Origin of the sequence: Sorangium sp. So ce185, assembly GCF_051526825.1 — a bacterium.
In the GTDB taxonomy this organism is placed as follows: domain Bacteria; phylum Myxococcota_A; class Polyangia; order Polyangiales; family Polyangiaceae; genus Sorangium; species Sorangium cellulosum_D.
Genome location: NZ_CP150316.1, coordinates 11,260,195 through 11,281,508, shown reverse-complemented (window position 1 = coordinate 11,281,508; position 21,314 = coordinate 11,260,195). Strand labels below are relative to the sequence as shown.

The following is a 21,314-nucleotide window of genomic DNA, read 5'->3' as shown; positions in this document are numbered from 1 at the left end:
GCGCCGCCGCGCGCGAGCTCAGGGCTCTCGGTAGAACCTGGGCACGCGGCGAGAGATGCTCGTCAGCACCTCCCAGGCGATCGTCCCCGTGAGCCCGGCGATCTCCTCCGCGCTGATCGTCGCCCGCCCGAGCGGGCCGTCCTGGGTCCCGAGGAACACCACCTCGTCGCCCACGCGGGCTCCCGGCGCGTCCGTCACGTCGAGCATCGTGAGATCCATCGACACGGCGCCCGCGATCGGCGCGCGCTGACCGCGCACGAGGGCCGCCCCGCGGTTCGACAGCTGGCGGCTCAGGCCGTCGGCGTACCCCATCGGCACGGTCGCCACGACGCTCTCCCGCGACGCCTGCCAGGTGTGGCCGTAGCCGATCCTGTCGCCCTTCGCGATCGTGCGGAGCGCGACGATCTCGCTGCGCACCCGGATCACCGGCTTGAGGTCGGGCGCGAGCCCTGGGCACGGCGAGATGCCGAACAGCGCGACCCCGGGTCGAACGACGTCGAGCCACGCGGCGGGGAGGCGCAGCATGGCCGCGCTGTTCGACGCGTGCCGGATCCGCGGCGCGAGGCCGAAGCTCTTCGCCCGCTGCTCGATCTCCTCGAAGCGCCTCATCTGCTCGATCGTCACGCCGAGATCGTCGGCGTCCGCGCAGGCGAGGTGGGTCATGAGCCCGTCGAGCCTCACCTCCGGGTGCTTGGCGAGCATCGCGAACACCGCCTCGATCTCTGAGCTCGCGGCCCCGAGCCGACCCATGCCGGTGTCCACCTTCAGGTGGACGCCGACGCGGCCGCGCTGCTCGAGCCGCACCACGTTCGCGAGGCGCTCGATCTGCCCGGCGTCGTAGACGACGGGCACGAGATCGCGCGCCATGATCTCCTCGAACCCCTCGCGGCGGGGGCCGTAGTAGCCGCCCATGACGAGGATGGGCAGCCGGATGCCGGCGTCCCGCAGCTCGATGGCCTCCTCCAGGAGCGCGACGCACAGACCGGGGATCCCGGTGCGCTCGAGCGTCCTCGCGACGGCCGGCGCGCCGTGCCCGTACGCGTCGGCCTTCAGCACGCCCCAGATCTGCGGCCGCTTCGCGCCGGTCAGCGCGCGCTCGAGGACCCGGAGGTTGTGCCGCAGGTGGGCGAGGTTCACCTCCGCGCGGGTCGGCCGCACCGCGTCCGCTGGCGCCGCCCGGCGCGGCCGCAGGACCCGCACGGGGCCGGCGCTCGAGCCGAGCCCTTCGACGGGCGACGCCGTGCCGTTGCGATCGGAGGTCGTGCTGCTGAGCTCTGTGGGCGCGTGCGAAGCGGACATCGTGTACGCGGATAGCCCTACGCTCGATCGCGGGTCAAGATTCCAGGCCATCTTGGTGCGACAAGGTGAGGCATGTTCGCAGAGCGCAGCGCCGCTGGTCAGAAGCAGCCGCGCATGCACCGCGTGTACTTGCCGGAGCACCCCTTCTCGCAGCCGGCGGACCTGCAGTCCTGCAGGCACCCCTTCCAGCTCGCCTCGCACGCCGCGCTGCACTCCGCCCCCGGCGGCGCTGCGTCCTCGGCGGCGCTCGGCGCCGTGTCGGGGGCACCAGCGTCCGCCTCCTCCGCGGGCGCGGCCACGTCGGCGGTCAGGAGCCTGGGCGGCGGGGCGAGCGCGCTCGTCGGCTCCGGCACGGCGGGAGCCCGGCTGCTGGGCGGGCTCCACTCGCCTTCGTCGAAGTCGCTGGCGTGGCTCAGCTGCCTCGCGCGGAGCGCGGCGTACTCGACGCGATCGCGCGTCTGCCCGAACGTGTAGAACTGGAGCCACTCGTCCCAGCACGCGCGCCGCAGCGTCGGCTTCACGTCGGCCAGCGAGTCGAGCGCCATGCAGTGCTCGAAGCGTACGTCCCCCTCGTAGACCGCGTTGATGCTCGCGCCGCACGCGGTCACCGAGGCGGCGAGGCAGAGGAGGATCCTGAACCGCACGAGCTACGAACACCGATAGCAGAAAAGCTCGGCCCCGGTGTGCCCCCTGGCTCGCCGGCTCCGGGACCGCGTGGGTCGGCGGGCCGAGGTGCTCTCCGGTTGAACTTTGCCCTGCGATGCCGTACCTTGCCGCCCCTTCGCACCGGCGGCGGCGGCACGACGCCTCCGCGCCGGGCGCCTCAACGGAGCCTGTCCATGTTCCTCATGCTGTCGAAAGGTCCTCGGAAGACCACGCGCTCCAAGTCGAAGCGCTACCGGTCCAAGCTGAAGGCGAAGAACCGCAACCGGCGGAACCGCATCTACCAGCGCGCCTGATGGTTGCAGCGAGCGCGAGCGGGCCTTCGCGCCTCGCTCGCCCCGCTGTGCTTCGCTCGTGGGGCTGCCCCTTGTCTTAGGGGCCGCCCTTTTTCAGCTCGGTCAGCACCAGCTTCGCGACCGCCTTGAGCGTGTCGAACACCCCGACGCCGGTCCGCGCGACGCCCTCGAAGTCGGGGACGTTGGTCGGATTGAGCAGCGACCGGAGCTCCTCGACGGTGCCGATCTCCGGCAGGTCCCGCTTGTTGTACTGGATGACGTACGGGATCTTGTCGAGCGAGTAGCCCTGCTCGGCCAGGTTCGTGCGGAGGTTCTCCACCGACTCCTGGTTCGCCTCGATGCGACCGAGCTGCGAGTCCGCCACGAAGACCACGCCGTCGACGCCCTTCAGGATGAGCTTGCGGCTCGCGTCGTAGAAGACCTGCCCCGGCACCGTGTACAGGTGGAACCGCGTCTTGAAGCCGCGGATCTCGCCCAGCGCGAGCGGGAGGAAGTCGAAGAAGAGTGTCCGGTCGGTCTCGGTGGCGAGGGAGATCATCTTCCCCTTCGCGTCCGGGTTGGTGCGCTCATAGATGTACTGCAGGTTCGTCGTCTTGCCGCAGAGACCCGGGCCGTAATAGACGATCTTGCAGTTGATCTCGCGCGCCATGTAATTGATGAAGCTCATCGACCGCGCTCCTAGTCGTTGAAGAGGTTGTCGATGTCCTCGTCGGTGATCTCGGCGAACGGCGAGTCAGCGCCCGGCTCCTGCACCTTCTTGAGCAGCGCCTCGAAGATGTGGTTGAGCTCCTCGCTCGCCTTTCGCACCCGGAGCCTCACCAACCCGAGGCTCGACTTTGAGTCGAAGATCACCACGAGGATGACGCGGTTCCCGACCAGCTGGATGTGGATGTTCGCCTTCTCACCCTCGTGGAACTGAGTGGCGAACTCGTTCTCCTTGAGGAGCTTCGCCATCCCGCCCGTGGCGGCGATGTTCCCCGCCGTCAGCGAGGCGAGCGACGTGGTGTCGAGGTTGTCGACGTCCCCGCTCGCGGCGATCAGTTGCCCGTTCTTGTCAACGATGAAGACGACCTTCGCATTGGCGTCCTTGACGAGGCGATCCACCACGCTCTGGATCTGATTGAATTCCTCCTCGTACATCACCATCTGAGGGTTGACCATCGTTCCTCCGCCAGCGCTCTCGCGATGGGGCCCTGGGCATTGCGGGCTCTGTAGCCCTTGTCATCACCGGGCGCCGCACGTGCGGTCCCCGACCATCGTCATCCAACCGGCTTCCCGCTGTGCGGGTCTGCCTTACCACCGGTACCACGTTCGCGGCGCCACGCTCGCTGCCTGGGGCTTGCATGACCGGTTCGCGGCGCGCAGTGCCGCTGCTCCTCGACCGTGCGCCCGTACATCTTGGGACGTTTCTATCCGAAGCAGGTGCGGCGGAGCAAGGCGGCCCTTTCTGGAAGTTGGAGGATCGCGCAGCGGGGCCCCTCCGAGCGCTGCTCGAGGTCGACGGACCTCGCTCCCACCCCGGCCCCCGTCGGCCCCGGTCCTGGCGCTTTCCAGGCGCCGCTCCGCGGCTGCAGGCCGGGCGTTCTTCTCGTCCAACTATATGAATTAAAAAGATTTTTTGCGACCCGAGGGGCGGCGGTCCGCTGCCGGACCGCCGCTGCGCCCCGCTCTGGGGGCCCGCTGCTCGCGGGCGCGCCGAGCAGCGCTCCTGTGTGTTGGGCAGAAGGTCGGGAAAATTCCTGGGATCAGCGCGGGCGGCGCGGCGGGCTCATGAACGCGCTCCTCGACGTGCGAGAGCCCGGGAACGTTGCCTGCCGGCGCGCTTTGCTGGCCGTGAGCGTCAGCGCTTGACCTGGGCCGCTTCATGGCCTGTGCGGGCGAGGCTTGCGCTTGACCGATGGCTTCGGCCACGGGATAGCGCCCTGGATGCGTGACGTGCTCAACCGGACCGAGCCCCGTGGAATCGAGCTCGACGCGGGGACGACGAGGAAGCGCTTCTCCTGCGCGCTCGCCGCGGGGGCGGCGGCCCTGGCGTGCGCCGCGTCGATCGGCTCGGATGCTCGCGCGGAGCTCGGCGCGGTGCACCCCGAGGTGCTCGCCGCGCACGCGGCTGTCCGCTCCGCGAGGGGGCCGGAGGTTTACGGCGCGCTGCGCGAGCTCTGGCGCACGTGGGACCGCGCCGATCCGACGCAGGTCGAGGAGGCGATCGCGTCGATCGCGGAGAGCGGCGCGACCAGCGCGCCTGCCCGTGTCTACGCGGAGCTCCTCTCGGCGTACGCGCGCAGGCGGCGAGGCGATCTCGACGGCGCGGTCGCGAAGATCCAACGGCTCGGGTTCATCGGTCGCTGGGCGACGATCGGCCCGTTCGACAACGAGAACAAGGGGGGCTTCGATCGCGCGTTCGGGCCCGAGGAAGAGCTCGAACAGCCGATCGTGGCGGGCAGGACGTACGACGGCAAGGCGCGGGCGGTCCGCTGGCGCGTGCCGCCCGAGGCGCCGCAATACGGGTGGTTCGATTTCGGCGATGTCATCCGCCCGGTGGAGGGCGTCTGCGGCTACGCGACGACGTTCGTGCGCGCGAAGCCAGGGACGCGCGCGCCTCGGCCGATCTCGGTCTGGGTCGGCGCCGACGGCGCCTTCAAGCTGTTCTGGAACGGCGAGAAGGTCCTCGCCGATCCGGGGTACCGCGAGCTCGACATCGATCGGTTCGCCGCGCTCGTGTCGCTGAAGCCGGGCTACAACCGCCTGACGATCAAGGTCTGCGGAGGTGCGTCGGCGCCCAAGTTCGCGCTCCGCATCGGCGACGAGAAGGGAGCTCCGGATCTCGATCTGGAGGTGACCTCCGACATCGGGACGCAGGTGACGGCGCCTCAGGGGCAAGCGGGCGTCGCCAGGCGTCCTTCCGACGCGCGGGCGCAGGCTGGAGCGCCGGCCTCGGGCGCGACGCTCGCCGCGCGTGCGCTCGCCGTCGAGGGGCCCATGCAGGCGTTCGAGCGCGCCGCGGGCGCCGCCCGGCCCTCGCCTGCGCTGCTGGAGGCGTTCGCGCGCTACCTCATGCTCACCGGCGGCGACGCCGAGGGCGAGCACAGGGCGCGCGATCTCGCGCGCCGCTCAGCCGAGGCCGAGCCGAGCGTGCGACGCTACCTGCTCGCGGGCCAGCTCTCGGAGGACAGGAACCAGCAGCGCGCGTGGATCGAGCGCGCCGCGCAGCTCGCGGGCCGTGGGCGCGAGGACGTCGACGTCCTGCTCGCCCAAGCGCGGCTCGCGCAGACGAGCCCGAACTGGCGGGAAGCCGCCCCCATCTACGAGCGCATCCTGGCCGCAGACCCCGACCACGTCGTCGCTGTCCTCGGGCTCGTCGACCTCTACGTGGAGGCGGGGCTGAAGCGCACCGCCCTCGCCACGCTGGAGCGAGCGCTGTCGCGCCAGCCGAGCAGCGTCTCGCTGCTCCGCGCGTCGGCGGCGCAGCTCCGCGCCCTCGGCCGCGACACGGAGGCCGCCGAGACGGAGGCGCGCTACGCGGCGCTTCGCTTCGACGACTCGAGCTTCCTGCACCAGCAGGTCGAACTCGCGGTGGCGCGGCGCGATCCTGCCGGAGCGGAGCGCTGGCTCGAGCGCTTCCTCCGCAGCGAGCCCGACTCCGTCTGGGCCCGTTCGGTCGCGGCGCGCACGTACCGGGCGCTCGGTCAGGGCGATCGCGCCCTCGCCGCGCATCAGCGCGCGCTCGCCATGGCGCCGGAGGACATCGGCACGCTGCGCGCGCTCTCGGATCTCTACGGCGAGGAGGGCAACCGGGAAGCGCAGCTCGAAATGCTGCAGCAGATCCTGGCGATCAGCCCTCAGGCGAAGGACGTGCGCGAGTACATCGAGCACATCGAGCCGCCGAAGCCGCGCGCCGACGAGGCCTACGCCTGGGCGCCCGACCGCTTCCTCCCGATGCGGCGCAGCGCTGACCGGCAGTATCCCAAGCGCACGCTCCGCAGCCTGACGGTGACCACCGTCTTCCCGAACGGCCTCGCCAGCCGCTTCCGTCAGGTGGTCTTCCAGCCGCTCACGGACGAGGCCGCGGCGAGCGCCCGGCAGTACGCGTTCGAGTACCAGGCCGATCGCCAGACCGTGAGCCTCCGGGCCGCGAAGGTCTACCGGGCCGACGGCAAGGTCGACGGGGCGATCGAGAGCGGCGAGGCGGGCGCGAACAACCCGGCGCTCGCGATGTACACCTCGGCGCGCACGTTCTACGTCAGCTTCCCGCGGCTCAACGCCGGCGACGTCGTCGAGCTGCGCTACCGCATCGACGACGTCAGCCCTCGCAACGAGATCGCCGATCACTTCGGCGAGATCGAGTACCTCCAGAGCGACGAGCCGATCGCCAGCAGCGAGTACGTGCTGATCACGCCGAAGGCGAAGCCGTTCCACGTCTTCGCGTCCCCGCTGCCCGGCCTCGTGCGTGAGACCAAGGAAGACGCTGAACGGCGCATCTTCCGCTTCTCCGCCGCCTCGGTCCCGGCGGTCGCCCCCGAGCCGGCGATGCCCGCGTGGTCCGAGATCCTCGCGCATGTCCACGTCTCGACGTTCAAGAGCTGGGACGAGGTCGGCTCCTGGTACTGGGGCCTCGCGCGGGAGCAGTTCGACGTGGACGACGAGGTGCGCAAGCGGGTGCGCGAGATCACGAAGGGCCTCAGCGACGATCTGAGCAAGGTCCGCGCGATCTACAAGTACGCGACCGAGACGCGCTACGTGGCGCTCGAGTTCGGCATCGAAGGCATCCGCCCGAGGAGGTGCGCCCAGACGCTCGCTCGCGGCTGGGGTGACTGCAAGGACAAGGCGACGCTGATCGTGACGATGCTCCGCGAGCTCGGCATCCCGGCGACGATCGTGCTCGTGCGCACCCGCATGCGAGGCGGCATCGAGCCGGAGCCCGCGAGCCTCGCGCCGTTCGACCACGCCATCGCGTACGTGCCCTCGCTCGACCTCTACCTCGATGGAACGGCGGAGCACTCCGGCTCGACCGAGCTGCCGATCATGGATCGCGGCGCGATCGCGCTTCAGATCAACGAGGGCAAGCCGAAGCTCGTTCGCCTCCCTGAGCCCCCGCCGGAGGCTTCCGTCGTGCAGCGGACCGTCGACATCGCGCTCGGGGCCGACGGGTCAGCCCAGCTCGGGGTCGACGTCCAGGTGGCCGGCGCGTTCGCGCCGGAGTGGCGGACCCGTTACATGGCCGAGGGGACGCGCCGCGATCGGGCAGGTCGGGACCTCGCCGTGGACTTCGGGACGGTCGAGCTGGCTCCCGGCAAGGCGGGCGTCGAGGTGAACGACCTCGAGGACATCGAGCAGCCGGTGAAGCTGCGGGCGAGGGGAAAGGCCGTCGCGCTCGCTCGCCGGGAGGGCGACAGTCTGTCGATCCCCGCTGTCCCCGCCCAGCGCCTCGCCACGGAGTTCGCCTCCCTGTCGGTACGTACCCGCGACGTGATCATCCCTGCGCTCACCACGCGCCGGGACGAGTGGTCGATCCGCCTCCCTGCGGGGTGGCGCGTCACCAGGGCGCCGCTGCCCCAGGAGGTGGACACCCCCTTCGGCAAGTTCTCCATCTCGGTCGAGCAGTCCGCGGGGAAGGTCGTCGTTCGCAGCCAGATCGCCCTCGCCAAGTCCCGGATCAAGCCGTCCGAGTACATGGATTTCAGGCTGTTCTGCGAGACCGCGGACCGTGCGTTCGGCCAGCGGGTCGTGCTCGGCAAGTGAGCGACCGCCCGAACCATGCCGGAGCCCCGGCAGTTCGTCGACGACCGGCGCCGGCCCCTGCCTCGGCCTTGACAATCTTGCGGTGGGTCGCCATAAAGCGCCCCCTCTACGCATCCCTGCGGCACAGAACAGCCGCTCCGGTGGTTCGGAGCGGTGGCCGCTGGGAGCGGTAGGCACTCGGATCGAGGGCGTCATGCCGAAGATGAAGACGAACCGCGCCGCGGCCAAGCGGTTCAAGGTGACCGGCTCCGGCCGGATTCGCCGCAGCAAGAGCGGCCTCAACCACTGCATGCAGGAGAAGAGCAAGAAGCGCCTGCGTCGTCTCCGCAAGAACGACATGGTCGACTCTGCGATGGAGAAGCGCGTCAAGCTGCTTCTTCCCTACGGCTGACCCTGGATCAGTGAGGTAGAGCTCCGATGCCGCGTGTAAAAAGAGGGTTTAAGGCCCGTCGCCGTCGCAACCGCGTCCTCAATCAGACCGAGGGCTACTTCCTCGGCCGGAAAAATCGCTTCCGCCAGGCGGTCGAGGTCCTGCGTCACGCCTGGGAGTACGGCTACATCAGCCGCAAGCTCAAGAAGCGGGATTTCCGTCGTCTTTGGATTACTCGGATCAACGCCGCCGCGCGCCTGAATGGCACGACCTACTCCCGCCTCGTCAGCGGGCTCAAGAAGGCGGGTATCGCGCTCGATCGGAAGATCCTGTCCGAGATCGCGATCCACGATCCCGCGTCGTTCGGTGCTGTGGCGAAGCTCGCCGCGCCCTCGTCGGCCAGGTGACGGTCCCGGGCGGTCTGCACGCGCATCCGGCCGCACCTTCCTGAGTCGGTCGAGCCTGCCAGACCGCCCCATCTGGGGCTGAGAATTTCAAGATCGTAGTATTTTTCGCATCAAGCTGCCTGGTGAAGCAGGCTGCTCTGGCCACCGCGCCTGTGGGCATGGAGGTCCAGATCCATCTTCACGGTGAAGGCACGCCGCTCCCCGTCCCTGGCATGAACGGCTCTGCCGTCAGGTGAGGCGAGTCGGCACCGAACGGATGCACAGTGTGCACATCCTGCACGCCGGCTACGCATCTTTGATGGCACCCTATGACCCTGCTGCCAGGGTGAGCTGAGACCCAGCTCCCAGATCTTCGACGGCTCCAGCGTCGCACATCGTCCTCGCGACGGGGCCCTTCGCACATACGAGGCCGGAGGAGCCTAAGGCCGTTCCCGACCCCGCTCCCCCGGGTTACACGTAGCTGCGAATTCCGCTGCGCCTGATCCGCCGCCTGGAAATACTAACTTTCCAGGTGGATCTGTCGGGAAAAATAACCTTCTCCGCCTTCGGCTGTCGGGTGAGGGCTCGACATTGGCATCGGGAGGCCCAGGTTCAGGAAACATCGAAGCGCGCTGACAGGACGGCCTCAACGGTCGGGTCCGGCCCTCTAAGGGTCGGAAACGACAGCGTATTCCCTTGCCCGTGCCGCGAGGCCGACCCCGCCGGAGCCCATGAGAGGCCGGCGAGCTCGATGTCCTCAAGGAGACAGGTTGCCGATGTTGTTGCGTCCCCGAAAGCGTACCCAGCCATGCAGTTCGGCTCGGTCGCAGCGAAATGTTTCGCTCGACACGACACGGACGGCACCTTCCACTCTACATACCGCACCCAGGGCGAGCTCTCAAACGGGAGAACACGGAACGCACGCCAAAAAAGGCACTGTTCTTGCTTCTGGAGTTGGGCTGCCATCAGGAGCCGGCTCGAGAGCATCACTCTGCAAGAGCAGGTCTGCCTCAGGCGAGAAGAGTTCGACCGGAATCAAAAGAAAGCACCAGCGGTTGCCGGTTTCAACAGGGGCTCCTTCGGTCAGCTCCTGCTCCCTGTTTGGCACGAAATCGTCTCGCTCGCCGTCGAAAGGTGGCGAGGCATTTCAATCTCGCAAGGTCAGCCGTTTAGAAGTGAACGCCGACACAAAGACCAAGATGAGCACGTCGACCGCCCGCCGTCCAGAAACTGCGCGGAGAAACGCCAAGTCCTCTGCTGTAGGTACCTCTGCGCGGCTCGCGGCATCCAAGAGCTCGCAGGGAGCCGAGACCGCATCGGCTCCCCGGCGGGCGGCATCGCAGACCACCGATCCGGGGGTCTCCGATGTCGAAGAATTCGGGGACAGCCAGTCGCCGCGCTCGCACTTTCAAGGAGCTACCACCGTGGAGGGAGCCGCCATGAGGTCGACCAAGAGCAACGCCACTGTAGTGAAGGGCGACCCGCTCGCTCAGGGTGGGACGGCCACGCCGGAAATCGGAGCCCTCAGCCTTCTGGAAGACGACCAGACGGAGGAGACCGTCGTCCGACCCCGCCCGGCGGAGATCCTCGACGAGGATCGGGCGGCTGACTTCATGGATCTGGACCTCGGACCGCTCGATCGGCTGCCGCAGCCCGAGCGGGCGAGGAACCAGGATCGGGAGCTGAAGGATGTCGAGGACGGCGGGGGCGACTCGATGCTCGCCCGCTACTTCCGCGACATGGCGCTGCACCCGGTGATGGGGCCGGACGAGGAGCTCGACACCGCGCGCGCGGTCGAGCGCACCGAGGTGGACCACTGGGTGGCCCTCCTCTCGTACCTGCCTGCGGCCGAGTACATCCTCACCGCGCTCGAGGAGGATGTCGCCAAGGCTGGCGAGGACGAGGTGAAGGCTCCGCAGATCGCGGAGCTGCAGAAGCTCGTCCGCCTGGCGAAGAAGCAGAAGGGCAAGCTCCTGCCCGAGCAGGAGAAGCCGTGGACGCAGCTCTCCGAGGAGCTCGCTGCAGCCGTCCGGCTGCCGGACTCGGATCGCCTCTGGATGGCGCGGGCCTTCACCATCGCGCGCGATCTCGTGCGCGAGCCGGACTTCGAGGACGACGTGAGCGATCCCGAGGAGACGCGTCCCACGCGGCCGAGGCTCCCGATGTCCAGCTCCTACCGTCGGTACCTCGATCGGGTCGAGCGGACCTTCCAGGCGCAGCACGACGCGAAGAACCGCTTCGTGAAGGCCAACCTGCGGCTCGTCGTGTCGATCGCGCGCCGGTACAACCGCGGGCGTCTGCCGCTCATCGACCTGATCCAGGAGGGCAACATCGGGCTGATGAAGGCGGTCGAGCGCTTCGACCACAGCCGCGGCTACCGCTTCTCGACCTACGCGTCCTGGTGGATCAGGCATGCGATCAGCCGCGCGCTCGCCGACAAGGGCCGCGCGGTCCGCATCCCGGTCCACATGCTCGACACGTACAACCGCGTGGCGCGGGCGACGCAGGCGATCATCGCGCGCACGGGGCACGAGCCGACGATCGAGGAGCTCGAGAAGGAGACGGGGGTCCCGCGCGAGAAGCTCGACAAGGTGAAGGACTTCTACGCGGAGACGCCGTTCTCTCTCGACCGCCCGGTGGGCGACGAGGACGGGCGAAAGTTCATCGACTTCCTCCAGGAGGAGAACGCGCTGTCGCCGTTCGATCACCTGGCGAACAGGAAGTGGAGCGACGAGGTCCGACGGCTCCTGACCACCCTCACGCCGATCGAGTCGCGGATCATCCGCTGGCGCTTCGGTCTCGACGATGAGGATGAGCTCACGCTCAAGGAGATCGGCGACAAGTACAACCTGTCGCGCGAGCGCATCCGCCAGCTCCAGGAGCAGGCGCTCGGCAAGATCCGGAAGCAGATGCGCGACTACTGAGCGACGAGCTCAGCCGGTGCGACGATGCGGCCGCGCAGCGCAATGCTGCGCGGCCGCGCTGCTCGAGCCGCCGGATCCCGACCGTCCGTGGGAGCGCGCCGAGGCGAGCGGGGCTCGGGAGCGCGCCTCGGCAGCGACGTGACGGCAGCGGCCGGCCGCGACCTCACGGCGTGCGTGCACCCCGCCAGAGCTCGTCGGCGAGCGCTCCGACGAAGTCGTCGATGGCCCTCCGCACCGGATCGATCTTCCCCGGGACCTCCGCGACCAGGACGGCGAAGGCGATCGGAGATCGGCCGGGCGGCGGGAGGACGTAGCCGGAGAGGGCCACGACCGAGGCGAGCGTCCCCGTCTTGGCCCGGATGGCGCGCTCCTTCGACCACCCGCGGAAGCGGCCGCGCAAGGTCCCGTCCACGCCGCCGATCGCGAGCTGCGCGGTGAAGTCCGCGCCGAGCGCCGGATCGAGGAAGGCGGCGCGGAGCAGCCGCACGATGGCCTCTGGCGACGCGCGGGCCGCGTCGAACAAGCCGGAGCCGTTCCGCAGGACGACGCCCTCTGCGAAGGCGTCGAGCTCGCCGAGCGTCTCGCCGACCAGCGCCGCCGCAGCCTCGGCCGTGCCGGGGCGTCCGCGCTTCTCGGCGGCGAGCGTCTTGAAGATCGTCTCCGCGTAGAAGTTGTCGCTGTCCTTCCCGAGGACGGCGAGGAGCTCGCCGAGAGGCGCCGAGCGGTGAGCCACGAGGAGCCGCTTCTGATGCTCGCCGCCGAGCCGCACCTCCCCCGGGACCTCGACGCCCACTTCCTGCAGCATCTCCTTGAGCGTGTACGCAACGAGGAGGCGCGGATCATCGACGCGTCTCGCCACGCTCACCGCGCGGCCGCCCTCCGGGACGTGCCCGCTGAGGTGCGCGACGAGGCGATGTCCGCTCGGCTCGAGCCGGACGCCGATCCGCTCCGGTGTGTCGCGCTTCGCGGTGGTCACGGCGCCACGGAGCACCACGAAGCCCGGGGGATCGATCGCCACGGAAGCGGGCTGGCCCGCCTTGGATGGCCGCACCGTGAAGAGCAGGGCGTTCGCGTTCAGCGACGCCGCCGCGACGGGGGCACGGAAAGCCGCCCACTCGTCCGGCTGCTGCTCGAAGGCTGGAGGCACGAAGCGCGCGTCGAAGTAGCCCTGGTCGATCGAGATCGCCGCGACCTTGCGGACGCCGGCCGCGCGCAGATCGCGCGCCATCTCCCAGAGATCGCGGGTCCTGAGCGACGGATCTCCCGAACCTCGGAGCACGAGCTCGGCGACGCTTCCGTTCGACGCGTCCCCGTAGAGGCCGGTCAGGTAGCGGTAGCCCGGGCCGAGCAGGCGCAGCGCAGCGGCGGCGGTGAAGAGCTTCGCGTTGGACGCAGGGTTGTACAGTCCGCGCTCGTCGAGGGCGGTGAGGGTCGCTCCGCTCGCGATGTCGAGCGCGAGCACGCCGACCCGCCCCCCCGCGCGCCGCACTTCGGCGGCGAGCTTCTCGAGCTGCTCTCGAGCACGCCCAGGGGCGAATTTTTGAGGCCCAAGCGCGCCGAGGGGCGAGCGGGGGGCGCTCGGGTCCCCGGGTACGTCGAGCGTGGGCTTCGCGGTGCGGGTCGAGCGCTCCGCGGGAGCCGCGCCGCCGTCGAGCGGCTGCGAGCCGCCCGGGCGGGCGAGGATCGACGAGAGCACGAGCGCGACCACGGAGAGGGCGCGGCGGGGATGTCGAGGCATGACGGCTCTCCGGCTCTACAATGTCTTCGCCGCGGGCGCCTCCTCCGGTCGACCGCTCGGCGCGGGCTGGGCGATGCTTCTCGGAGTTGTCCTCGCAAAGGAGAGCTTGCTAGGGTGCGCGCAGCACTCCTTCACGCTCTGTTCGAAGGGAGGACACCGTGTCCCAGCAGCATTCGACCCGCGCCATCTTGCCGCTCATCATCCTCGCGGCGGCGGCATGCTCCGGCGCCAAGCCCAAGCAGGCAGGGGAAGACTACAACTTCGACCAGGCATATACCGGCGAGGCCGCACCGGCCGAGACGGGCAGCTCCGACGCCGCCGAGGCGAGCGCGCCCTCGGACAGCGGCGGCGGGCTCAACGACGACCAGAAGAAGCAGATGGAGATCGCGCTGCGGCGCGGCGGCGACAAGGCGGCGAACTGCGCCGAGGTCGTGCCCAACGCGCCGACCGGCGAGGGCGAGGTCAAGGTCGTGTTCGACGGTCAGAAGGGGCGCGTGACCGACGTGCTGGTCGGACCGCCGTTCGCAGGGACGCCCGCCGAAGCATGCGTCAAGCGCGCCTTCGTCGGAGAGATCGTGCTGCCGTTCGAAGGCGAGCCGCTCGAGGTCCCCTACACGGTGAAGCTGCCGTCGAAGAAGGCCGGCTCCGCACCCTCCAGCAAGAAGGCCCCATGAAGAGCGTCGCGCTCGCCGTCGCCGCTGCGCTCGCGCTCTCCGCGGCTTCCGCCGGCGCGGAGGAGCCAGCGGCGCCTCCGCGGTACCCGCCGTCGTCGGCGCGCGCGAAGGTCATCGTCGGCGGGGTGGCCGTGACGGCGCTCTCCTATGGTGCGGCGTTCCTGGCCGCGACCTCGTGGCCCGAGGTGCCCGGGTCGAGCGAGCTGAAGATCCCGATCGCGGGCCCGTGGATGGCGCTCGCCAAGAACGGCTGCGCTTCGGATGATCCGGACTGTGGAGCGAAGCTGTACCTGCGCGGGGCGCTCACCATCGTCGGTGGGCTCGCGCAGCTCGCTGGCCTCGGCCTCGTCGCCGAGGGCATCTTCATGACCACGGAGGCGCGCTCTGCGCAGCCCGCGGCGATCACGGTGCGGCCGGCTCCGGTGATCACCGCGACCGGCATGGGAGCCGGCGTCGTCGGCACGTTCTGATCCACCGAGGACCTCGGCGATGCGCCGGCGCGCTCACCCGCGGCGCCACGGCAACGGAGCAGGGCCTCGGACCGGTTTGCCGCTCAGCCGTCCGATGCGCTCGATCATCAGCTCCACGCTGGCTCCGTACGGTACGCGCTGGCCGGCGCTCCCGCCGAAGACCCGGCCTGCTCCGACCACGTCGCCTGCGCGCAGCTCGATGTGGTTGCTGATGTACGCGACGGATTCGGCCAGCGAGAAGGCCCACTCGCCGATGCGAGAGCAGGGGCGCGACGCGGCGCCGACGCGGACCTGGGTCCGCAGCACCTCGACCGGGCCGAGCTCGTCGGGCGTGACCAGAACCGGACCGAGCTGCGTCGCGAAGTCCCTCGCTTCCGACGGCGGAAGCCCGCACGCCAGCGAGCGCGCCTCCAGGCCGCGCGCGGTCCAGTCGTTCAGCACGGTGTACCCCGCGATCGCGCGCTCCACATCGTCCGGCGTGGCGCGCCGCAGATCCTCGCCGAGGAGCGCCGCCAGGTTCAGCTCGTAGTCGGGCTCGTCCTCGAGCGCGGGGAAGGGGATCGCCGCATCGTGCCCGAGCAGCGCGCGGCTGTTGCCGAACCGATACCAGGGGCGCTCCGCGCCGTGCGCGTAAGGGCCGAGCTGGATGTACGCCGCGCGATCCGTGGCGCAGGGCGGCAGCCAGAGGACGGTGGACGGGTGCAGCTCCGTCGACGAGGGGCGATCTCCGCTGAGGAGCCGATCGTCCAGCGCGTGGAGACCGGCACCGCGGAGCGCCACCACGCGCGTGTGAAAGTCGGACACGCCGCGGATCTCCGCGAGCTTCGTCCCGAAGTGGCGCTCGAGCTCCGCGACGTCGTAGAGCGCGCCGTCCCGTTCCAGCGCGACGATCGGGGTGGACGTCGCGAGCTGGAGCACGTGGGCGATTCTCATGGCGTGGCCAGGCCGCGGAGAGCCGGCGGAGCGTACCATCCCGGTCCGCCGACGCCCCGGGCCGACGGAGCCCCCGCGGCCGCGGCCGCGGTCGGGCCCGATCCGGAGGGGGCTCGGCCCTTCTTGGGAGATCGGATTGCCCTTTGCATTGACGAGCTGAGAGAGCGGCCTAGAATGCCGGCGGATTCAGAGCGGCATCACGTCGCGCAGGCTTGCCTCGAGCTCATCCGGTTGTAGACGGGCTCGCACGGCAGGTCAGGTTCTGTTGCCGGCGCGGGATCCCCCTCGCGGGGGATTCCTCTGGCTTCGGTCCTGTTGACGGGGCCGTGCGGCTTGTAAGCCGGGCAAGGTATTTGCCGTGGACAGCCGAACCTCGCGTCGCTCACCTTTGAGCGCCGCCGAGGAACTGGTTACAGGCGCGCACACGGCGCAGCGGAGCGATGGGTCATGAGCAAGCGGACCAAATTCGTCTTCGTCACAGGCGGAGTCGTATCGTCGATCGGCAAGGGACTGGCCGCGGCCTCGATCGGGGCGCTGATGGAGTCCCGTGGGTTGAAGGTCACCCACCTCAAGCTGGACCCGTACATCAATGTCGATCCCGGCACGATGTCGCCCTACCAGCACGGCGAGGTCTTCGTCACGGACGATGGCGCAGAGACCGACCTCGATCTGGGGCACTACGAGCGCTTCACGCTCGCCCGGATGACGAGGCAGAACAACTTCACCACGGGCCGCGTCTACGAGGCGGTCATCTCCAAAGAGCGCCGCGGCGAGTACCTCGGGGCGACGGTGCAGGTGATCCCGCACGTCACGGACGAGATCAAGCTCCGCATCCGCTCCGCGGCGGATGGGGCCGACGTGGCGATCGTGGAGGTCGGCGGCACGGTGGGCGACATCGAGTCGCTCCCGTTCATCGAGGCGATCCGCCAGCTCAAGGTGGAGTCGGGCGCGCAGAACGCCATCTCGGTGCACGTCACGCTCGTGCCGTTCATCGCGACGGCGGGCGAGCTGAAGACGAAGCCCACCCAGCACTCGGTCAAGGAGATGCGCGAGATCGGCATCCAGCCGGACATCCTGCTCTGCCGCTGCGATCGGCCGCTCCCGCGCAGCATGAAGGAGAAGATCTCCCTCTTCTCGAACGTCGCCGTCGACTGCGTGATCGCGGCCGTCGACGTGGACTGCATCTACGAGCTCCCGCTGGTCCTCCACGCCGAGGGGATCGACGAGAAGATCACGGAGCTGCTCAACATCTGGGCGAGGCAGCCGGACCTGTCGTCCTGGCAACGCATCGTCGAGCGGTTCAAGAAGCCGTCTCGCGGCATCGTGAAGATCGGCGTCGTCGGTAAGTACGTGCACCTGCGCGACTCCTACAAGTCGCTCCACGAGGCGCTCGTCCACGGCGGGCTCCACAACGACGTGCGGGTCGAGCTCGAGTACATCGACTCCGAGCAGATCGAGGCGCGCGGCGCGCCCGAGGTGCTGTCGAACCTCGACGCGATCCTCGTGCCCGGCGGCTTCGGAGATCGTGGGACCGAGGGGAAGATCGAGGCCATCCGGTTCGCGCGCGAGGAGAAGATCCCGTTCTTCGGGATCTGCCTCGGCATGCAGCTCGCGGTCGTCGAGTTCGCGCGGCACGTCTGCGGCATGGCGGGAGCGAACTCCGTGGAGTTCGATCGGAACGCCCCCTACCCGGTGATCGATCTGATGCCCGACCAGAAGGGGGTCGTCGAGAAGGGCGGGACGATGCGCCTCGGCGCGTACCCGTGCGTGCTGGACAAGGGCTCGGTCGCCGCGGAGGCGTACGGGCAGACGAGCATCAGCGAGCGGCACCGGCACCGGTACGAGGTGGCCAACAAGTACCGCGAGGCGATGGTGCAGAAGGGGCTCGTGCTCTCCGGAACGTCGCCCGATCAGCGGCTCGTCGAGATGATCGAGCTGCGCGAGCACCCGTACTTCGTGGGCTGTCAGTTCCACCCGGAGTTCAAGAGCCGCCCCCACAGCGCGCACCCGCTCTTCGCTCGCTTCGTCCGCGCCGGTCTGGAGCGCCAGCGCGAGCGCAGCAAGGCCGAGAAGCCGAAGCCTGGCGACTCCGCCACCGCTCACAGCCAGCAGGCTGCCTCGTCGGTGAATTAGCTCGCGTCCCACGCCGGAGAGCCGCGATGGATCTCCGGCCGCCACGCCTCCGCAGATGCGCGGGGACGGCGCTGTTCATCGAGCGGGCTGTCGCGAGCGCTCCCGGCGAAGGCTGACCAAAAGCCTCCGACCGGGAGAGGTTCGATGCCGAGCGGCGCGGGCGGTCAGACGTCGCCGAGGCTCGGCCGACCCAGCGGCGGGGCGTCGAGCGGCTCGACCGGCGCGGCCTGAGGGGCGAGGAGCGGCGAGCGCTCGCCGACCTCCTTGATCAGGTTCCGCTGCAGCACGTGCGCCGGCGCCGTCCTGAGGTCCCAGATCAAGCCGAGCTTCTCCATCCCGCGCAGGATGTAGAAGCTGACGTCGATCTCCCACCAGAAGAAGCCCTGGTTGGCGCTGCTCATGTAGTGGTGGTGGTTGTTGTGCCAGCCCTCGCCAAGCGTGACCAGCGCGAGCCAGAAGTTGTTGCGGCTCGTGTCGGTCGTCGCGTAGCGCCGCGAGCCGAACACGTGCGCGAGCGAGTTGATCGTGAACGTGCCGTGCATGAGGGCGCACGTCGACACGACGTAGCCCCACAGGAAGGCGTCGTAACCGCCCAGCGCGAAGAGCAGCGCGATCATTCCGAGCGGTCCGACCACGTGGTAGCGATCCAGCCAGCGGAGCTCAGGAAAGCCCGCGAAGTCAGGGATCCGCTTCAGGTCGAGCTCCTCGTGCTCGCGGCCGAGCCACCAGCCGATGTGCGCGTACCAGAACCCGCGACGGAGCGGGCTGTGAACGTCGCGCTCGGTGTCCGAGTACTTGTGGTGGACGCGGTGCGTGCCCCCCCACCACAGCGGGCCCTTCTGCGTCGCCGTGGTCCCGAGCAGGGCGAGCAGGAACTGGAGGCCACGGCTCGTCTTGTAGCTCCGGTGCGAGAAGTACCGGTGGTAGACCGCCGTGATCGCGAACATCCGGACGAAGTACGTCGCCGCAGCGAGCGCCGCGAGCTTCCACGTGGCGCCTCGGACGATGGCGACCACGGTGCCCGCGTGGATCGCAACGATCCCCAGCACGTTGAAGAGCTGGCCGAAGCTCGGGCCAGGCTTCGGTACGACGACTCGTGTAGGGCTCGATGCAGGGGCTTGCGTGATGGTTTCCAAGGTGCATGGAGCATCGAGCACGCCCGTCACTGGGGTTCACGACGCCGGTCATGATTCCGTCACGCAACGCGCCGCCCGGCACCCGGCAGATCGGGCGCACGTCGCCGACGAGCGCGCGGGCTCAGGGACGCGGGGTCAGGACGCCGATGGCCGGCCCGGCCGAGATCCGGACCTCGCTCGCCCGGAGGGGATCTCCGTCGAGGATGTAGGGGCCGTCGCCGGGCGCTGGCGCGCCGTCGAAACGGACCGTGAAATCGCGGACGAGATCGTCGAAGTGATCCCGACCGCCGATGGGCCGGCCCGCAAGGACGAGCGGGGCGCGCGGGCCCAGCTCCCGGGGGGGTAGCGCGCTGGCGACGAGGTGCGGGCGCTCGAGAGCCTCACCGGCCCGGTAGGTGACCCGCATGTGGATGCCGAGGTCGCGCACCACCGACGAGCAGACGAGCGACCAGGCGCGCGGGGCGAGCCGCCGCCCCTCCACCTCGATCGTGCAGGGCAGCGGTTCGAGCACGCGCCGCGCATAGGAGCCGCCGTAGAACGACTCGATGAACACCCGTGACACGATGCGCGCGGCGGCGCCGTATCCGTCTCCTCCGCGCTCGTAGTAGACGTCGAAGAAGCTGGCCACGAGCCCGGTGCCGAAGATGAAGCCGATGCGCTCCTCGACGCCACCGCCGCGCGTCGTCGCTCGCGCGCGCAAGGTGGGCCGACGGACAACCCCGGGGAGGGCGGCGCCGCTGCGAAGGCCGCGAGCTTCGTGGATGATCCGCTCGAGGAGCACGGCCGGATCGCCCGTCATGCCCCAGTTGCGCGCGACGGTCGCCACGGTCCCGCCAGGCAGGAGGACGAGGGGCGGCAAGGAGCGCTCGCCGAAGGCGCGGGCGAGCGCCGTGACGCCCGCCATGAAGCTGCCGTCTCCGCCGGAGAGCGCGACCAGATCCGTGCCACGCCGCGCGATCCGGTCGCAGACCTCCGCGAGCTCCGCGACGCTCGAGGTCGGATGGAGCTCCGCAGCGCCAGCGCAGGCGGCCGACATGCGGTCGATGAGCGAGGGCTTCGCCCGGTACCGGCGCGCTGTGGTGTTGACGATGACGTCGATACGCATGGTGCCGGGGCGTGAGCGCCGTATAGAACGGATTCCCCGGGTGGTCGAGCCGAAGGGGCTTCGAGCGCGAACTTCGGCGCGGTAAGAGTCGCCTCATGCACCGCGCGCTCCCTGGGTCGATCCTCGCCGGCCTCCTCTCGCTCGCCGCGGTCGTCGGCTGCGCGAGCTCGGCCTCGATGCGCGCGGCCGAGGCGGGCAGGTTCGATGAGCTGCGCCGCGCGCTCCACGACGAGCTGCGCCGCGGCGCGCTCGACAGCGACGACGCGCGCGCGATCGCCCGCGCGGTCGCGGAGGGGGAGATCGCGCGCGCGACGCCGCCGTCCGGGATCGATCTCCTGCGCGAGCTCCGGACCTGCGCGCGCCCGCTGGAGGACGCGCTCGCCGAACGCGCCGCGGGCTCGGACGCGGTCGCGACAGCCGCAGCGATGATCCTCCTCGAGGCAGGGCTCACCGAGCCAGAGCGCGCGAAGCTGTACGCGAACGACGCGGCGGCCGGGAGGTCCCCTGACAAGAACGCGGCGCTCCGCGCGCTGGAGGCGCGGGCCTTCGTCGCAGCCGAGGACGGCGCGGCGCGGCGCGCGCGGATGCTCGACGGCGATCAGGAGGTGCGCGTGTCGGCGCTCCGCGCCGCGATCGCGGCGGCGGACCCGAGCGACCGAGGCGCGCTGCTCGAAGCGGCGCGCCTCGACCCGTACCCGCTCGCGCGGACGCTCGCGATCCGCGCCGCCGGTGCGCTCGGCGGTCGAGAGGTCGTGCTGGCGTTGCGCGATCTCTGGACCCTCTCGGATGAACCCGGGCGTGAAGCGATCGCCGAGGCGTGGGCGGCGCCGCGCGCGATCGACGCCGGCGGGCGCGCGCAGCTCCTCTGGGCGATCTCCACCCAGCGCGGCGCGCCCGCGATCGCCGCCGCGCGCGGGCTGGTCCGCGCTGGCGGCGACGGCGCCGGGGAAGCCGTCGCCGTCCTTATCAGCGCGATCCGCACCAGCCAGACGAGGGACCGCGTCTACGCCATCCTCTCCGCGCCGCTCGAGGATGCCTCGGTGCGAGCCGCGCTCCTCGAGGCGCGGGCCGATCCGGATGACGCGGTCGCCTTCGCCGTCCACGCCCGCCACGTTGATGCCCCGCCGCACCTCATCGCAGCGCGCGAGCGCACCGCCGCGACCGCATGGCTGACGAAGCTCGCCACGGGCACGTCGACCCGCGCGGTGCTCGCGCGGGGCGTCCTCGCCCGCGCGGGCGTCAGGTCCGTCGTGCCGCTCCTGGAGCGCGATCTCCAGTCCCGGGAGATCCCGGTCCGCGAGGCGGCCGGCGTCGGCCTGGTCGATCTCGGCGAGATCCCGCGCGCTGCCCCGCTGGTCGCCGACGCCGATCCCCGGGTCAGGAGCGCGGTGGCCTGCGCGATCCTAACGGCGTCCTGATCGCCGCCGGTGGCCGCGCGCGGCGCGCTC

The 21,314-nt window shown here is 70.2% G+C and carries 16 protein-coding genes; 8 read left to right on the top strand and 8 right to left on the bottom strand.

Features of this window, described 5'->3' with window-relative positions:
• Nucleotides 1-18: 18 nt before the first annotated feature.
• The 4 genes from alr to WMF26_RS41515 all read right to left on the bottom strand — a co-directional run bounded on the left by alr (nucleotide 19) and on the right by WMF26_RS41515 (nucleotide 3,419).
• Nucleotides 19-1,299 carry an alanine racemase gene (alr, locus tag WMF26_RS41530; RefSeq protein WP_437333652.1) on the bottom strand — a complete coding sequence of 427 codons (1,281 nt, stop codon included), beginning with the start codon at nucleotides 1,297-1,299 and terminating at the stop codon, nucleotides 19-21.
• Between the two features lie 98 nt (nucleotides 1,300-1,397).
• The gene (locus WMF26_RS41525; RefSeq protein WP_437997243.1) at nucleotides 1,398-1,943 is read right to left on the bottom strand and encodes a hypothetical protein; all 546 of its coding nucleotides are present in this window, start codon (nucleotides 1,941-1,943) and stop codon (nucleotides 1,398-1,400) included.
• 391 nt (nucleotides 1,944-2,334) lie between these two features.
• Nucleotides 2,335-2,925, bottom strand: coding sequence for a GTP-binding protein (locus tag WMF26_RS41520; protein ID WP_012239857.1), 591 nt, complete (start codon nucleotides 2,923-2,925; stop codon nucleotides 2,335-2,337).
• An 11-nt stretch (nucleotides 2,926-2,936) separates the two neighbouring features.
• Entirely contained in the window at nucleotides 2,937-3,419 is a 483-nt protein-coding gene (locus WMF26_RS41515) for a roadblock/LC7 domain-containing protein (protein WP_012239856.1), read from the bottom strand.
• Between the two features lie 765 nt (nucleotides 3,420-4,184).
• Here WMF26_RS41515 and WMF26_RS41510 point away from each other — a divergent pair.
• The 4 genes from WMF26_RS41510 (at nucleotide 4,185) to WMF26_RS41495 (ending at nucleotide 11,677) form a co-directional block, all read left to right on the top strand.
• Nucleotides 4,185-7,997 (top strand): DUF3857 domain-containing protein, encoded by a 3,813-nt coding sequence (locus WMF26_RS41510; protein ID WP_437997242.1) that lies wholly within the window; start codon nucleotides 4,185-4,187, stop codon nucleotides 7,995-7,997.
• 193 nt (nucleotides 7,998-8,190) lie between these two features.
• On the top strand, nucleotides 8,191-8,388 hold the full coding sequence (rpmI, locus tag WMF26_RS41505) for a 50S ribosomal protein L35 (protein WP_020740309.1): 198 nt from the start codon (nucleotides 8,191-8,193) through the stop codon (nucleotides 8,386-8,388).
• A 26-nt stretch (nucleotides 8,389-8,414) separates the two neighbouring features.
• Nucleotides 8,415-8,774, top strand: a complete 360-nt coding sequence (gene rplT, locus WMF26_RS41500; RefSeq protein ID WP_020740308.1) for a 50S ribosomal protein L20 — start codon at nucleotides 8,415-8,417, stop codon at nucleotides 8,772-8,774.
• A 1,418-nt stretch (nucleotides 8,775-10,192) separates the two neighbouring features.
• Nucleotides 10,193-11,677 carry a sigma-70 family RNA polymerase sigma factor gene (locus tag WMF26_RS41495; RefSeq protein ID WP_187345762.1) on the top strand — a complete coding sequence of 495 codons (1,485 nt, stop codon included), beginning with the start codon at nucleotides 10,193-10,195 and terminating at the stop codon, nucleotides 11,675-11,677.
• Between the two features lie 163 nt (nucleotides 11,678-11,840).
• Here the strand turns inward: WMF26_RS41495 and dacB are convergent, their stop codons facing one another.
• Nucleotides 11,841-13,415, bottom strand: coding sequence for a D-alanyl-D-alanine carboxypeptidase/D-alanyl-D-alanine endopeptidase (gene dacB / locus WMF26_RS41490; protein ID WP_437997241.1), 1,575 nt, complete (start codon nucleotides 13,413-13,415; stop codon nucleotides 11,841-11,843).
• Nucleotides 13,416-13,573: 158 nt separating this feature from the next.
• On the opposite strand from dacB, the gene WMF26_RS41485 reads away from it, so the two are divergent.
• On the top strand, nucleotides 13,574-14,089 hold the full coding sequence (locus WMF26_RS41485) for a hypothetical protein (RefSeq protein ID WP_061628290.1): 516 nt from the start codon (nucleotides 13,574-13,576) through the stop codon (nucleotides 14,087-14,089).
• Nucleotides 14,086-14,559 (top strand): hypothetical protein, encoded by a 474-nt coding sequence (locus tag WMF26_RS41480; protein WP_061628289.1) that lies wholly within the window; start codon nucleotides 14,086-14,088, stop codon nucleotides 14,557-14,559. The genes WMF26_RS41485 and WMF26_RS41480 overlap by 4 nt, the downstream gene beginning before the upstream one ends.
• Before the next feature lie 33 nt (nucleotides 14,560-14,592).
• Here WMF26_RS41480 and WMF26_RS41475 read toward each other — a convergent pair whose 3' ends face one another.
• Complete coding sequence (locus tag WMF26_RS41475) at nucleotides 14,593-15,492, bottom strand: fumarylacetoacetate hydrolase family protein (protein WP_437936120.1); 900 nt, start codon at nucleotides 15,490-15,492, stop codon at nucleotides 14,593-14,595.
• Nucleotides 15,493-15,939: 447 nt separating this feature from the next.
• On the opposite strand from WMF26_RS41475, the gene WMF26_RS41470 reads away from it, so the two are divergent.
• On the top strand, nucleotides 15,940-17,625 hold the full coding sequence (locus WMF26_RS41470; RefSeq protein WP_437333646.1) for a CTP synthase: 1,686 nt from the start codon (nucleotides 15,940-15,942) through the stop codon (nucleotides 17,623-17,625).
• 164 nt (nucleotides 17,626-17,789) lie between these two features.
• Here WMF26_RS41470 and WMF26_RS41465 read toward each other — a convergent pair whose 3' ends face one another.
• A complete protein-coding gene (locus WMF26_RS41465) occupies nucleotides 17,790-18,674 on the bottom strand; it encodes an acyl-CoA desaturase (RefSeq protein WP_437953976.1) in 885 nt (294 codons plus the stop codon).
• 208 nt (nucleotides 18,675-18,882) lie between these two features.
• Complete coding sequence (locus WMF26_RS41460; protein ID WP_437997240.1) at nucleotides 18,883-19,866, bottom strand: diacylglycerol/lipid kinase family protein; 984 nt, start codon at nucleotides 19,864-19,866, stop codon at nucleotides 18,883-18,885.
• Between the two features lie 95 nt (nucleotides 19,867-19,961).
• Here WMF26_RS41460 and WMF26_RS41455 point away from each other — a divergent pair, with 95 nt between their 5' ends.
• Nucleotides 19,962-21,284: a hypothetical protein gene (locus tag WMF26_RS41455; protein WP_437997239.1), complete on the top strand. Its 1,323-nt coding sequence runs from the start codon at nucleotides 19,962-19,964 to the stop codon at nucleotides 21,282-21,284.
• Nucleotides 21,285-21,314: the final 30 nt, after the last annotated feature.

Bases quoted from the DNA above. Each gene is read 5' to 3' on its own strand.
- alr (WP_437333652.1), bottom strand. From the start codon at position 1,299: ATGTCCGCTTCGCACGCGCCCACAGAGCTCAGCAGCACGACCTCCGAT.
- WMF26_RS41520 (WP_012239857.1), bottom strand. From the start codon at position 2,925: ATGAGCTTCATCAATTACATGGCGCGCGAGATCAACTGCAAGATCGTC.
- WMF26_RS41515 (WP_012239856.1), bottom strand. From the start codon at position 3,419: ATGGTCAACCCTCAGATGGTGATGTACGAGGAGGAATTCAATCAGATC.
- WMF26_RS41510 (WP_437997242.1), top strand. From the start codon at position 4,185: ATGCGTGACGTGCTCAACCGGACCGAGCCCCGTGGAATCGAGCTCGAC.
- rpmI (WP_020740309.1), top strand. From the start codon at position 8,191: ATGCCGAAGATGAAGACGAACCGCGCCGCGGCCAAGCGGTTCAAGGTG.
- rplT (WP_020740308.1), top strand. From the start codon at position 8,415: ATGCCGCGTGTAAAAAGAGGGTTTAAGGCCCGTCGCCGTCGCAACCGC.
- WMF26_RS41495 (WP_187345762.1), top strand. From the start codon at position 10,193: ATGAGGTCGACCAAGAGCAACGCCACTGTAGTGAAGGGCGACCCGCTC.
- dacB (WP_437997241.1), bottom strand. From the start codon at position 13,415: ATGCCTCGACATCCCCGCCGCGCCCTCTCCGTGGTCGCGCTCGTGCTC.
- WMF26_RS41480 (WP_061628289.1), top strand. From the start codon at position 14,086: ATGAAGAGCGTCGCGCTCGCCGTCGCCGCTGCGCTCGCGCTCTCCGCG.
- WMF26_RS41475 (WP_437936120.1), bottom strand. From the start codon at position 15,492: ATGAGAATCGCCCACGTGCTCCAGCTCGCGACGTCCACCCCGATCGTC.
- WMF26_RS41470 (WP_437333646.1), top strand. From the start codon at position 15,940: ATGAGCAAGCGGACCAAATTCGTCTTCGTCACAGGCGGAGTCGTATCG.
- WMF26_RS41460 (WP_437997240.1), bottom strand. From the start codon at position 19,866: ATGCGTATCGACGTCATCGTCAACACCACAGCGCGCCGGTACCGGGCG.
- WMF26_RS41455 (WP_437997239.1), top strand. From the start codon at position 19,962: ATGCACCGCGCGCTCCCTGGGTCGATCCTCGCCGGCCTCCTCTCGCTC.